Origin of the sequence: Moorena sp. SIO1F2 (genome assembly GCF_010672755.1) — a bacterium.
In the GTDB taxonomy this organism is placed as follows: Bacteria; Cyanobacteriota; Cyanobacteriia; order Cyanobacteriales; family Coleofasciculaceae; genus Moorena.
This window is the reverse complement of sequence record NZ_JAAHFV010000004.1, coordinates 1-13482: the sequence shown is the minus strand read 5'-3', so window position 1 is coordinate 13482 and position 13482 is coordinate 1. Positions and strand designations below refer to the sequence as shown.

Annotated in this window: 17 protein-coding genes and 1 pseudogene; 7 read left to right on the top strand and 11 right to left on the bottom strand. The window is 43.0% G+C overall.

The genetic code is table 11. From position 1 onward, the window contains the following. Positions 1-37 precede the first annotated feature (37 nt). The 3 genes from F6J94_RS01000 to F6J94_RS00990 form a co-directional block, all read right to left on the bottom strand. Positions 38-955 (bottom strand): hypothetical protein, encoded by a 918-nt coding sequence (locus F6J94_RS01000; RefSeq protein WP_293035974.1) that lies wholly within the window; start codon positions 953-955, stop codon positions 38-40. A 111-nt stretch (positions 956-1066) separates the two neighbouring features. Then, entirely contained in the window at positions 1067-1981 is a 915-nt protein-coding gene (locus F6J94_RS00995; RefSeq protein ID WP_293035973.1) for a DUF1822 family protein, read from the bottom strand. Positions 1982-2017: 36 nt separating this feature from the next. After that, positions 2018-2674 (bottom strand): hypothetical protein, encoded by a 657-nt coding sequence (locus tag F6J94_RS00990; RefSeq protein WP_293035972.1) that lies wholly within the window; start codon positions 2672-2674, stop codon positions 2018-2020. 255 nt (positions 2675-2929) lie between these two features. On the opposite strand from F6J94_RS00990, the gene F6J94_RS00985 reads away from it, so the two are divergent. After that, positions 2930-3142, top strand: coding sequence for a hypothetical protein (locus F6J94_RS00985; RefSeq protein WP_293035971.1), 213 nt, complete (start codon positions 2930-2932; stop codon positions 3140-3142). A 46-nt stretch (positions 3143-3188) separates the two neighbouring features. On the opposite strand, the gene F6J94_RS00980 is transcribed toward F6J94_RS00985, so the two are convergent. Then, the gene (locus F6J94_RS00980; protein ID WP_293035970.1) at positions 3189-3335 is read right to left on the bottom strand and encodes a hypothetical protein; all 147 of its coding nucleotides are present in this window, start codon (positions 3333-3335) and stop codon (positions 3189-3191) included. Between the two features lie 65 nt (positions 3336-3400). Here F6J94_RS00980 and F6J94_RS00975 point away from each other — a divergent pair, with 65 nt between their 5' ends. After that, positions 3401-4390, top strand: coding sequence for an N-acetylglucosamine kinase (locus F6J94_RS00975; protein WP_293035969.1), 990 nt, complete (start codon positions 3401-3403; stop codon positions 4388-4390). A 62-nt stretch (positions 4391-4452) separates the two neighbouring features. On the opposite strand, the gene F6J94_RS00970 is transcribed toward F6J94_RS00975, so the two are convergent. The 4 genes from F6J94_RS00970 to F6J94_RS34065 all read right to left on the bottom strand — a co-directional run bounded on the left by F6J94_RS00970 (position 4453) and on the right by F6J94_RS34065 (position 7232). After that, positions 4453-5388: a DUF4351 domain-containing protein gene (locus F6J94_RS00970; RefSeq protein WP_293035968.1), complete on the bottom strand. Its 936-nt coding sequence runs from the start codon at positions 5386-5388 to the stop codon at positions 4453-4455. Positions 5389-5462: 74 nt separating this feature from the next. Beyond that, positions 5463-5726 carry a DUF4351 domain-containing protein gene (locus F6J94_RS00965; protein WP_293035967.1) on the bottom strand — a complete coding sequence of 88 codons (264 nt, stop codon included), beginning with the start codon at positions 5724-5726 and terminating at the stop codon, positions 5463-5465. Positions 5727-5798: 72 nt separating this feature from the next. Beyond that, positions 5799-6662, bottom strand: a complete 864-nt coding sequence (locus F6J94_RS00960) for a DUF4351 domain-containing protein (RefSeq protein WP_293035965.1) — start codon at positions 6660-6662, stop codon at positions 5799-5801. A gap of 210 nt (positions 6663-6872) precedes the next feature. Then, the gene (locus F6J94_RS34065) at positions 6873-7232 is read right to left on the bottom strand and encodes a hypothetical protein (RefSeq protein WP_367142143.1); all 360 of its coding nucleotides are present in this window, start codon (positions 7230-7232) and stop codon (positions 6873-6875) included. Between the two features lie 316 nt (positions 7233-7548). Between F6J94_RS34065 and F6J94_RS00945 the strand changes: the two are divergent. Next, positions 7549-7665, top strand: a pseudogene (locus F6J94_RS00945) (DNA-binding protein); the annotation flags it as partial. Positions 7666-7670: 5 nt separating this feature from the next. On the opposite strand, the gene F6J94_RS00940 reads toward F6J94_RS00945, so the two are convergent. After that, a complete protein-coding gene (locus F6J94_RS00940; RefSeq protein WP_293035959.1) occupies positions 7671-8498 on the bottom strand; it encodes a hypothetical protein in 828 nt (275 codons plus the stop codon). 93 nt (positions 8499-8591) lie between these two features. Further along, entirely contained in the window at positions 8592-8744 is a 153-nt protein-coding gene (locus tag F6J94_RS00935) for a hypothetical protein (protein WP_293035957.1), read from the bottom strand. Positions 8745-8940: 196 nt separating this feature from the next. On the opposite strand from F6J94_RS00935, the gene F6J94_RS00930 reads away from it, so the two are divergent. From F6J94_RS00930 to F6J94_RS00915, 4 genes are all read left to right on the top strand, one after another. Then, entirely contained in the window at positions 8941-9393 is a 453-nt protein-coding gene (locus tag F6J94_RS00930; RefSeq protein ID WP_293035955.1) for a helix-turn-helix domain-containing protein, read from the top strand. Between the two features lie 1102 nt (positions 9394-10495). Further along, entirely contained in the window at positions 10496-10999 is a 504-nt protein-coding gene (locus F6J94_RS00925; protein WP_293035953.1) for a hypothetical protein, read from the top strand. 478 nt (positions 11000-11477) lie between these two features. After that, positions 11478-11714, top strand: a complete 237-nt coding sequence (locus tag F6J94_RS00920; RefSeq protein WP_293035951.1) for a CopG family transcriptional regulator — start codon at positions 11478-11480, stop codon at positions 11712-11714. Next, positions 11714-12052 carry a type II toxin-antitoxin system PemK/MazF family toxin gene (locus F6J94_RS00915; RefSeq protein WP_293035949.1) on the top strand — a complete coding sequence of 113 codons (339 nt, stop codon included), beginning with the start codon at positions 11714-11716 and terminating at the stop codon, positions 12050-12052. Before F6J94_RS00920 ends, F6J94_RS00915 begins: the two co-directional genes overlap by 1 nt. Positions 12053-12103: 51 nt before the next feature. Here the strand turns inward: F6J94_RS00915 and polA are convergent. After that, positions 12104-13482, bottom strand: a 1379-nt coding sequence (polA, locus tag F6J94_RS00910; protein WP_293035947.1) for a DNA polymerase I, incomplete at its 5' end; no start/stop codon positions are given.

Here is a 13482-nt window from a genome sequence, read left to right as displayed (position 1 = left end):
CTTATTTGGTTTTCCCTACTATATCTACTATAAACGATTAAAGATCCTGTCCGCAATTCATCTGACACTCATGCTGCGCATGTTCGTTGTGAGGCATAAGAGCGGATGAAGCTAACTGCAACCCTCGTGCGTTCGCGTAGCGTGGCCTACGGCCAATCGCTTTGTTCAAGGCAAACCGCAGATCATCGATAGTCAACCGTTCGGTCTGATTGAGTTGAATTTCCCCCCGCTGCCCCTCTTGGGAAGTGCCACTGTGACCAGCAAAAAACAGAATATCCCACCCCTGCTCCCATAACTGCTGATTCAACTCAGATGCCTGGGGTTCCTGCCGCCAGGTAATTTGTGCCCCCGCCTGACCCGCCAACTCCTCCAACGCCTGCTGATCTGCTTGCTGGTTAAGATTGGCACCCTGACCCAAAATTGCCAGAATTCTGACCTTGCCCTTGGGGGTAGTCTGCCGGTTAAGGGGGTTGGGACAATCATATTCAATCGCACTCAGGGCAACGTCCGCCTGGGCTTCCGCCAGTAAATCCCAGCGGTGCCAGGGAAACCGACGCAGCCAGGGATTATTGGTCTGTAACAGAAGTTGAAATTTTTTCCCCGAGCCCAATAACTTATCCCGAATCGAGCGAAACTCTAGGTCAGTATTGAGCCAGTGATTAAGACTCTCTTCCAAAACCTCAGCTGCTCGCCGACAAGCCGCAAAGGCTTCACCCCGCTGGGATGAATTGGTCACCTGTTCGGGATTGGCACTCAGAGCACGAAATAGCATTTCCAAACTCAGATACCGTTGCTGCCAATGGCGATAACAGTTGAGTAGGTCTGGATTTCCTGACAACCGCCCTTTTATCCGAGTTTGGGACGGAGAATGGAGATCCCCTTGCCGAATTTCCAGGGTGGCATCAAACCCCTGCTCAATTTCTCCGTCTAATATTAAGGTTAACAGCCTCTTCATTGATCTATTTTTGACAATTTTAAGGTAAGCACGTAGGGTGCGTTAGGGGCGGACTTGCCCAGATTTTTCCCCTCATAGCCAGCATTGGGATAGTCCGCCCCTGACTTTAGCTCAAACCTGAAACCTTTCGATAATGGAGGCTTCACCTAAAGACACCTGAATTCCGAAGTCATCTCCCTGTTGGGCATTAAACTGATATTGGATGAATTCATCATTACTTCTGGCAGTTACTTCGGTAAAAATATCTCCGGTTGCAGTTAGTACCGATAGTTTCAAATTCGGAGGCAAGGTTAGTGCTTCACCGTTGGGATAAACTTGGGCTCGAACGCTGGCAGTTTCCTTGTCAATTTTTCCGACAGTAATAATTAAAACGACAGGATTACCCGCTAATTCTAGCCCTAAATCAAATAAATCAATTGGTTTAGCTCGTTGTTGCTGGTATTCGGTATTTCTAAATGCTGGTCTAAGTTGTGGAGACAGCAAATCGCTAACCGACTGCCAACCTACTTGAAAATTCCCCTTAAACCATTCCAGTAAGTTCACGACATTTGATTCCAGCTCTGGTAATTGGTTAATTAACTGCTCAAGAGACTGGATTTTACTAATCTCCAAGCTTCCTCCCAGTGCAGTTTTGGCAAATCCTAGCAGTTTAGCTTGATTACTTGGTTGATTAATTTCTACCACCACATAACCAACTCGGTCTTGGCGACTTTCTGGTGGTATGTCACAAACTTGGTCACCAGGTAAAACAGGACGACATTCGAGTTTACCCCAATCTTTAACCATCAAGTCGGATACATTCATCAGCGATCGCAGGGCTGGATTACTGCTATCACTTGCTGGTAAATCAGTTTCTACTTCCAGACACTGTAAGTAGAAATTTACCGCATAAACTGCTAATGTATTTAGGTAAACGTCTTGAGCTTTGTCTGGTTCGTGCTGTTCCCGACTAAAGGTTTCTGCTAGTTGATACCAATCTCTGGTAATAGGCACAGAAAAGGCTAATTTTTCCGTTAAGTTATTCATTATTACTCTCTCGATACATTGAATCTTGTTTGTCAGTTATTCCTGTAAGTATTCCTTAAACGTGTCAGAAAAATACTTGCAACAGCGCCAGTAGAAACTTTGCACCGTTGACGCTTGCTTTGGCTTTAACCCAACTGCTACAGCAGTCTGTTGCCAACTCTTCCGGTCTAGATATAAAAGAGCTATAGTTCTGAAGTTGGCTTTAGGATGTCCTTTAACGTGTTTGCTGGCAAACAGCCCATCAGAGTCTTCTTCAATACACTGACGTATAAGCTGTGAAGGTAACGGAGTGTCTTCTGGTTGCGGAATAGTATCTAAATAAGTCATACCTGATTGATTGACTTTACCCCCATCGGAAGAGTTTATTGGTGCATCTAGTGAGTACTCCCGTCCCTGTTTGGTATGTCGTTTCTTGGCATCAATCAACCGCCACTTAAGAACACTATTAATCCAGTTAATCACCGGAGCTGTCGGTTTATAAGTGTCAATTTTTTTAAACACATACAACCAAGTCTCTTGAAGTGCTTCATCGTAAACCTCTTGGGGAGTGTCATATCTCCTGCGAGATAATCTGCCGGATGTTTGAATCATGTGAATCAGCCGAGTCAGGGCTAGACGACGGCCACGGGTTTGTGGGGAATGCTGTTGAGCCTCCAAAGCTAGCTGTTGCAGTCGTTCCTCCAGTTCGTCCATGGGTTAACTCCATCTCATCCATCTCCTTGATGCACCTTAGTTACTAAATAACTAACGGTGGCCAACCCCGGATTCTATGCAAAGTCGGAAAAAATTTTTTAAACAGGACTTACCTATTGCCCCCTAAATCCCCCGAGCGAGCAATCCCTCGCTCGGGGGACTTTCGTGACTTTTTCCCCCCAGATTTGGGGGGTTAGGGGGGCAAAACCAATGATTTGGCATGGAATCGCTCTTTGAGAAAGTTAACAAAAACAGATGAGGCTGTTTTTTTTATCCCTGCCCATGTATAATCCTAAAACCATCAAGCGTTGGCTCGTCGGACTTATTGCTATTCCTGTAATCTGGTCAGCCTACTGCGAGTATGAAGGTAAACCCTTTACCCAAGCCAGTGATGTGATCAATTCCCTGGTGCAAGTCACAGTATTAGTCGATGCCCTTCTCAAGCCAGAAGACTCAGATAACAACTAATTGTAGGCTTTTGGCTAGTTTTGAATGCGATCGCTAAACTAGCATCTTAGTAGAACTGGCATCTTGCCAGTTTCATTTCTTTGCTGATGTGGAACTGGCATCTTGCCAGTTTCATGTATTTCATCTTGGGTAGAACTAGCATCTTAGTAGAACTGGCATCTTGGTAGAACTGGCATCTTGGTAGAACTGGCATCTTGCCAGTGTCAATGTCCGTAGAACTGGCATCTTGCCAGTTTCATTAGAGTCAACTAACTATAGATGACAAGCTGTGTAATCGGAATAGATGGCGGTGCCAGTAAAACCCTTTGTGTAGTGATCAACCACCAAGGTCAAGTCCTAGGTCGAGCAGAAGCCGACGCCTCCAATTATCACACCGTTGGTATCAACACCGCTTTCGCCTCCATAGAATCAGCCATTCGCCTAGCTACCCAAGAGGCTTCCGCTAAACTGTCCATGGAATCGGTCACAGTGGAAGCCATTTGTTTGGGATTAGCCGGTGTTGGTCGTCCACGAGATAGAGAAGTGGTGCGAGGCTTCGTCCAACAGTTGTTGTCAAGTCAGACAATTCCCGTCACTTGGGCATTACTCCCCTCTACTGTTGTTATTTGTGATGATGCTTTGATTGCCTTAGTGGGGGGAGTCGGTAAGCCTGTGGGAGTTGTTGCGATCGCAGGCACTGGATCAATCGTTTTTGGACGCAATGCCCAAGGAAATACCAAGCGAGTTGGTGGCTGGGGGCATATCCTAGGAGATGTTGGCAGTGCCTATCACATTGCTGTCTCTGGATTACGAGCCGCGATCAACGCCTATGATGGCTTTGCAGTAACTAGTCTAACAATAACTAGTCTTCAGGAGCGCTTTACCACCCATTTTAACTTATCAAAGTTTAATTATATCACAGATGTCATCTATCGGCCAGGGTGGGGAGTCAAAGAAATTGCATCCTTAGCACCAATTGTGGATCAAGCAGCCGCTGAAGGCGATCAGGTAGCCATTAGCATTATCGAAGATACAGTTAATCAACTAGCAAAAGCTACCCAAGTTGTAATTGAAAGCGTCTTTACCCCTGACTCACAATGTGAAGTAGTAACCACCGGAAGTGTCTGGCATGGTCTTTCCTCAATCCGTCAGCAATTTGAATCATCCCTTGTCAGGCTTAGCCCTAATGCTAAAGTGATTTGGCCTCGCTATGAGCCTGCTTATGGTGCCGGTTTGTTAGGGTTGCGGAGTCTAGGCAATAGGCAATAGGCAATAGGCAATAGGCAAGAGTAACCCACCCCACGGTCGAAGTGGGGTGTGGTCTTATTTAATTAATTGGGCAAATGTTGAGTAAACTCATCTAGGGAGTTAACCGTTAATGCTGTGGCCATCAACTCTTCTAGTTGTTCGAGAGTTAAGGCTTGAATTCTGACGGATATCTCTGAAGGAATCTCTGAAAATCGCAGTTTAAGGATGCGCTCTAAACTGCCTCGACGTTCTTGTTGGATGCCTTGTTCAATCCCTTGTTCAATCCCTTGTTCAATCCCTTGTTCAATCCCTTGTTCAATCCCTTGTTCAATCCCTTGTTCAATCCCTTGAGCAAGACCCTCTTGTAAAATCTCTTGATACCAGGGCGATTCTCGTAATACTGTCATATCCCACCTCATGATTTGTTGAATTAAGGGTATCTCTAAAACAAAGCTAGCGAAGAAAGCTAACAACGGCTCTAGTTGATTCAAGGTTTGATCCGCCCGCAGAGCCTGCACCGCTGACCGCAATTTCGATTCACTACCACCTCCAAATAAGATCGGGACAAATGGAAATAGGGGAGGTAATGGTTGTTCTAATACTAATTCAGCCTCTACTTCCCACAGATTAATTACCCGATAATCTTGACGAGCCTTTAATCCCATGAATTCCCTGTCGTAGCAATTTTCAATAGTAACCGTGGTTGGAGGTGGCAAGATGTTAATTAATACCGGATAAGCAGATAAGTTGTATTTCTCCTCAGCTAAAGCCACATAATTGCGCATTCGCTGAGGCATGTTCTGGTCATAGCGTAGTTGTAATTCATTGAGAATCAGAAATTCGGAGTGTTCAGGACTAGACGCTTTTACAATGACATCGCTTTCGCGACTAATCCATTGAAACTCAGCATCGAGTAACTGAGATGCCCGCACTTGGGGATTACCGGTTACCCATTGCACCCAAGCATTAGGAGCGAGACTGATTAGGCGTTTGCTACCAATATCTGCACGTTTTGTCATACAATTGATCCAATTAAGACTAATTATTGACTTACGCCCACCCCACGGTCGAAGTGGGGTGTGGTCTTATTTAATTAATTAGGCAAATTTTGACTAAACTCATCTAGGGAGTTAACGGTTAATGCTGTGGCCATCAACTCTTCTAATTGTTCGAGAGTTAAGGATTGAATTGAGACGGATATCTCTGAAGGAATCTCGGAAAATCGCAGTTTAAGGATGCGCTCTAAACTGCCTCGACGTTCTTGTTGGATGCCTTGTTCAATCCCTTGTTCAATCCCTTGAGCAACACCCTCTTGTAAAATCTCTTGATACCAGGGTGATTCTCGTAATACTGTCATATCCCACCTCATGATTTGTTGAATTCGAGGAAAACCCACCCCACGGTCGAAGTGGGGTGTGGTCTTATTTAATTAATTGGGCAAATGTTGAGTAAACTCATCTAGGGAGTTAACGGTTAATGCTGTGGCCATCAACTCTTCTAATTGTTCGAGAGTTAAGGCTTGAATTCTGACGGATATCTCGACAGGAATCTCGGAAAATCGCAGTTTAAGGATGCGCTCTAAACTGCCTCGACGTTCTTGTTGGATGCCTTGTTCAATGCCTTGAGCCACACCCTCTTGTAAAATCTCTTGATACCAGGGTGATTCTCGTAATACTGTCATATCCCACCTCATGATTTGTTGAATTAAGGGTATCTCTAAAACAAAGCTAGCAAAGAACGCTAAGAGCGGTTCTAGTTGATTCAAAGTTTGATCCGCCCGTAGAGCCTGCACTGCTGAGCGCAATTTCGATTCACTACCACCTCCAAATAAAATTGGGACAAATGGAAATAGGGGAGGCAAAGGTTGTTCTAATACTAATTCCGCCTCTACTTCCCACAGATTAATTACCCGATAATCTTGACGAGCTTTTAATCCCATGAATTCCCTGTCGTAGCAATTTTCAATAGTAACCGTGGTTGGAGGTGGCAAGATGTTAATTAATACCGGATAAGCGGATAGGTTGTATTTCTCCTCAGCTAAAGCCACATAATTGCGCATTCTCTGAGGCATTTTCTGGTCATAGCGTAGTTGTAATTCATTGAGAATCAGAAATTCTTTATGTTGAGGACTAGACGCTTTAACAATTACATCGCTTTCGCGACTAATCCATTGAAACTCAGCATCCAGTAACTGAGATGCCCGCACTTGGGGATTACCGGTTACCCATTGCACCCAAGCATTGGGTGCTAAACTGATTAAGCGTTTGCTACCAATATCTACAGGTTTTGCCATACAATACAATTGACCGAATCAAGATGAATGATTGACTTACACACACCCCACTTTGCAGGGCTGTTTATGGGGTTCAACTAAAATTTGATTAGTAAAGAGCTGGGCTTTTCAGACTTCCCAAACTTCCTGCTTCTTAAGATTCTTCGACTATAGACTCGCCCTCTATAGGGTCTCCTAAATCGAAGATAATAATAAATTTTTCATCGGGCATCAGTCGTTTAAGAGCCTGCAAGTGACCCTCCGCATCAGAGCGGTTCCGAAAACGACGAACAACCATCCGCTGCATGTTCGGCAATAGACGAATGAGCGCCCATGGATATAGGCGTTGAGAGTAGGACATAAAATATTAGGTATCTCCTTAACTGGGGGTCTAGAGCCAGCCTGAGAGCCTAGAGAAACTGTAGGCTGGCTCTTACCGTGGAAGGTTTTAGCGCCCACGGTAATTTCATTATAGCACAAATAATCTTTCATTATAACATTTTTTGAAAACTTTTGTAACAAATTTGGGAATCGGGAGTCGGGAATCGGGAATCGGGAATCGGGAATCGGGAATCGGGAATCGGGACTCACTCGTGATCAGAATTGCTATCGGTAGTGGGATTAATACAAAAGGGAACAGGGAACAGGGAACAGGGAGTAGTGGAGTGAGGAAAAATCCTGTGTTGTGTATCCAATATTATTTTAGTTATTAATTAATTAATAACTATGTGCGATGGGAGCTTGGAGCCGCTGCGCGATTGACCTTGTTTGGCCACGCTACGCGAACGGTCATGCTCTTTGCGATCGCATTCCCAATTCCCGATTCCCGATTCCCGATTCCCGACTCCCGACTCCCGATTCCCGATTCCCGATTCCCGATTCCCGACTCCCGATTCCCGAAAATAATGGTCCGTGTAAGATTGTGTATCAGCCGGATAATCCACTGGATTGTGGTGCTCGTTTGTGGATTGAAACCTTCTGTGATATTCACTTTGTTGGTGGTAGTTTTCCGGCTACTAGCTAAGTCGGTCAAGGGTTTTTATCGAATTCTTTTTGACAAGATTCTATATGATGATGCTTATTGTTATAAGCATATTGTAGAGGATACTTGCTAGAGTTAGAGATTTTATCCCAACTTATTCGATACCACTTCGATAAATTTATGGGGTCAACACTTTCGACCTGTGGTATAAAATCAAGGCCATAAGAAATTTCAATTAATTCTTCCAGTATATTACGCCGTATAACTCCTCTCAAACAAACTATATAATCACTGTGAAACTCATATTTTTTACCTAATATAGTATTTCCTTTCTTATGGAAAATAAGATATAGATTAGAACCTTTGTTCTGCTGGTAAAAATAGATGCCATCAGTAAATCCTTCTACTCCAACTAATTGTCTCCACTTTTTTTCCCACTTAAGGATCGCATCTTGAGCTTTATTATAGACAGACGTTGATGAAGGAATTTTTTTTGCCAAGTTAATGGCTAATTTATAATTTTCATCAACGGGTTTCAACTCCTGAGTTTTTACCACTTTCTCTGCTTGAGCCAACTGTCCTTGAGCACACTGATTTAGAAAAGCTCGTGCATTATACGATTGGTGAGAAGTTTCAGGAATTTCTAGAGCTTTCTTCATACACTCGACAAAGTCTTTATTGATGATCAGGTCTTCCATAGTTTCCACAAATAGTTGCTCTTGACGAGATAGCCATTGCTGATAGCCAAAAATGACTCCCTCACCAGTAATGAAAAGTGTTGCAATACCGATTCCCATCCATAAAAAATTCTTAACTAAAGATCTAGGTGGATTCTGCGGGTTTACTAGCTTCTGATCTTGTGTGTAATTTTGCATCTGATGACTATAGTATTTATATGTCTAAAGATTCTAACCACTCCTCAAGTGATTGAAAAGGATCTGATCCCTTAAAGGCCATTCCTTACAACTTCAGATTTCCCTGTCCGTAGATTGGTCAAAACTGCCACACACTTGTTTCCCCCGTACTAGCGTTCGCGTAGCGTGATCAAAGATCAATCGCATTTGCCGATCAGTTATATGCGATTGACCTTGGCCAAAAGGCCACGCTACGCGAATGGTCACACTACGCGATGCTCCTTTGGAGCCGCTACGCGATCGCATCCACCGACCATATCCTAAACTCTTCCGTTTCTTCCCGATTCCCAATTCTGAATTCTAAATTCTAAATTCTAAATTCTAAATTCTAAATTCCCTCAAGTTGTCAATTTTCCTTTTTACCTATATACTAGTCTTATAGGAAGAGTTAAGGGAGAAAGAGATGAACAAGTGCGTTGGAACTACTGAAGCAGCATCTCTATTAGGAATTTCTTCTCGACGATTGCGCCAACTCCTAGAAAAAGGTCGGGTGCGGGGTGCCTATAAAAGCGGGAAATTCTGGATTATTCCTCTGTTCAACCATTTGCCACAAATTACCAAAGGTAATCGTGGGCCAAAGGGAAAATGGCGCACTAGTCGTCCGCCAGCTTTAGCGAAGATTAATGTCAATCGCAATCACATTGGCTCGAATATGAAGAAAAGCCCTCAAGACCGGAAGCCAGTGATTTCAGTAAAACGAAAGGGAACCAATCTCTACGGTAATGAGGTGGAAATCCTTGGTCCGTGTAAGATTGTGTATCAGCCGGATCATCCACTGGATTGTGGCGCTCGTTTGTGGATTGAAACCTTTAGTGATATCCACTTTGTTGGTGGGAGTTTTCCGGCTAGTAAGTAGGTGGGCATAAATAAATGTTAAAATTTAAAATACGAAAATTAAGCTGAAAGCCTCTATTCACAAGGGTTTCAGTATTTCAAATTTCAATCGCTATTTTACGGATAATTAAGCCCACCTACTTAGCTGAGTCGGTCAAGGGTTTTGCAACTATTCAAAATTATCTATTTGATTACTCGGCTTTGCATCAAGATATTGAAGTATGAAAGCGCGATCGCCTAGCCCAGTAGCTCAAATTAATGACTTGACTCAGCTAGCAGTATATTGTGGGAAAGTTATCACCAGAAATAGTTATAACTCTTACTTACAACCATTCCCCTCACAGCTTTGATACCTATCAGGAATAGTGAATTCACCACTAATTTTGGATTTGAGTGGAATCTTAACCATGTATGGCTGAGCAGAACCATACCTCTGAAGTAAATGTTCGTAGGGTGCTTGATAAGACGGGGTACCCCTTATGTTCTTGGTAGCCAGTGTTAGGACAATCCGTCCCGTAACGCACCACCTGCTCAAACGGCAAAAATGAGATGCACCCAGATACATGCTGTTGTGGGGTGGCATTGGACATAGTTATAAGGGTTTGAGCTTCCAGAACAGGAAAGGAGGGTTAATTTCCGACTGTATCTTCCCTGAGCTCATTGGCATCAAAGCCTTATCTAGTAAGCTTTATAGGGCTCATGTCCCCCCCTCAGGAATTTTAGATGAGGTTTATGAGGTTTGACATGAGATTTATGAGGTTTGACATGAGATTTATGAGGTTTGACATGAGATTTATGAGGTTTGACATGAGGTTTGACATGAGGTTTGACATGAGATTTATGAGATTTATGAGGTTTGACATGAGGTTTTACATGAGGTTTATGAGGTTTTACATGAAGTTTATGAGGTTTGACATGAGGTTTGACATGAGGTTTATGAGGTTTTACATGAGATTTATGAGGTTTTACATGAGGTTTATGAGGTTTTACATGAGGTTTTACATGAGGTTTTACATGAGGTTTTACATGAGGTTTTACATGAGGTTTATGAGGTTTATATTTTGAAAAATACTTTACAATTTACTCGTAAATTGGCAAAGGCCAAAATTTAACGAGAAATCTAGATGAAACTTAACAAGATTTTGAGGAACTTCTTCATTGTTTTTATTGGGTTCCTGATTACACTCAACTTCATGGCTAGTCCTGCATTGGCATACTATAGCCCAAGCGACTATTCTTCAGCTATCCCACTCGGAGATCATTATGGTAGTTTTGAAGTGTATGCCGATGACGGAAAAGGTGTTGCGGTTTACGACCCCTCCGTTGGCTATGGAGATTATGGAGAGTACATTTTTAATGCAGAAGGTGTATGGCAAGGAGGACCCGCCACTCCTGTATGTGATCAGTGCGGAGTGCCGGACTGGCAGCATGATTACATGACCGATCCTGAATATGATCCATTTTCCCTGATTATTAATTGTGACAATGGACTAGAATATGAAGATTGCAGGAATCCCCAGATTTCATTGACTCAGAATGAAACATGTGTCTTTAAGATGAACGATCAACCGGGTACCTATGACGACAACACAGGTTTTGTAACTGTCGAATACATACGTATGAACTAACAGTTTAGGTGCTGTCAGACTGACACAAGTATCTGAAAGCATGGCGATCACTAGCATAATCTTAGTTTATGCTAACCCCTGCTAAGGCTTACTTAATTGTCTATTTTTCTGAAACTAACCATAATAAAGCGATCGCCTTTCTACTTAGCGATCGCTTTTCTACTTAGCGATTATTTTTGGTTCTTCCGTACCAGGGCAAACGTATCTAAATTCCAAAACCCTTATCCAGTAAATATTTCATCATTATATCGGGGAGTGTCAACTCTGAATTAGACTCGGTGGTGCGTTACGGTGCGGACTATTCCAACCCTGGCTACGAAGAGAAAAATCAGGACAAGTCCGCCCCTAACGCACCCTACGCACTGTAGGGGCTATTCTATAGGACAGGCAAAAAAAATGTTTTCTAAGTGCTGGAGCTATTGCCATCTTGGTATAACCAAAGTATAATTAATGAATTGGGCTTATTCCTAAGGTCACTATGAAAACTGAAATTTCACTTCCAGACTCAGTTTTTGAAGAGGCAGAAGCCCTTGCTCAACAGATGGGCTTGTCACGTAGTGAACTCTACCTAAAAGCATTAAAAGCTTATCTTAAAAGGTACAATCGCAATCAAATTTTACACAAGCTGAACCAAGTCTACTCTAAAGAGTATTCTGAGCTAGATTCAGTAATGGCAAAGATACAGTTAATGTCTCTGCCTGATGAGAAATGGTAATGTATCGTGGGGAAATTTGGTGGGCAAATCTGCCTGACCCAAAAGGTTCTGAACTAGGATATCGTCGTCCTGTCTTGATAATTCAAGATGATCTTTTTAATCAGAGCCCTATCAATACGGTGATCGTTGTAATCATCACCTCGAATACTCAGCTAGCAGAAGCCCCAGGGAACGTATTGTTGCCTAGCAGAGTATCAGGCTTATCTAGAGATTCTGTCGCTAATGTTTCTCAGATTTTCACAGTTGACAAAGTATTTCTAACTGAACGCATCGGCTCACTTCCAGACTATTTACAGGAGGAGGTACATGATGGTTTGCGAATGGTTTTGTATCTCTAGCCACAAGCAGGGCAAAAGCATCTAAATTCCAAAACCATACGCACTATTAACCTATTTCGCTTCCATCCAATTTTCCCCAGCATGTATTTCCACAACTAAAGGAACACTCAACTCAACTGCGGATTCCATAGTTTCCCGAATTTCTACCTGCAATTGTTCCCATTCATCTGGGGGAATTTCAAAGATTAATTCATCATGGACTTGTAATAGCAACCGCGCCTGATATTTCTGTAACACTTGATACAAATTAACCATAGCAATTTTGATTATATCAGCGCTAGAGCCTTGGATTGGGGAATTAGCTGCTGCTCTTAATGATCCAGCATCATAGGGATTGATACCCTTAAGTTGATCGAGATCAATCTGATCAAGAGGCTTACCTTGTAGCTTTCTAAGACTGTTACCACCAAAGCTAAAGTAGCGACGGCGTCCGAGTATAGTTTCTACATAGCCTTGTGCGATCGCTTTTTTCTTGGTTTCCTCTAAATAAGCAAACACTAGAGGATAGCGTTGGTTCAATCGATCAATAAATTCTTTTCCTTCAGCTGCCGATACCTTAGCTTCCCGAGCAAACCGTTGTGCTCCCATGCCGTAAATTACGCCAAAATTAATTATTTTACCCAAGCGCCGCTCTTCAGCAGTAATGTTTTCTTTATCAAATAACATTTGCGCTGTCAAGGTATGGACATCGGCTTGAGTTTGGTAAGCCTCCACTAGCACTGGCTCTTGGCTCAAGTGGGCTAGGATTCGTAACTCAATTTGGGAATAGTCAGCGGATACCAACAGCCAACCGGATTCTGGAATAAAACCCTTCCGAATCTGGCGACTAAAATCAGTACGAATAGGAATATTTTGTAAATTAGGACTAGAGGAGGATAGTCTACCAGTTGTGGTCACGGTCTGGTTGAAATCCGTATGTACTCGTTTAGTATCGGAACGCATCAGTGCTGGTAAAGCATCCACATAAGTAGACTTCAATTTCGATAAACTACGGTATTCCAGAACAGCATCTACTACTGGATGGTCTCCTTGTAATTTAGCTAAGATAGTAGCATCGGTAGAGTAACCAGTTTTGGTTTTACGAGACTTCCTACGATCTAACCCTAGTTTCTCAAACAGTAACTGACTCAGCTGTTTAGGGGAACCTAAATTAAATTCTTGTCCAGCATCTTGATAGGCTTGCTGTTTAATTGCCACTAAATCCTTTTCCAGCTGTTGAGAGAACTGTTCCAGATAATCCTTATCAATACTAATCCCCTGGTATTCCATCTCAGCTAATACCGGTTCCAGGGGTTGCTCTACCTCTAGCAGCAATTCCTGCAAAGCTGGAATTTTCGCCAATTCTTCTCGCAATTTAGAAACTATTCCGAAGGTGGTATAAGCATCCATCCCACAGTAATCGGCTACCGTGGGGATGTCTAAATCTCCGA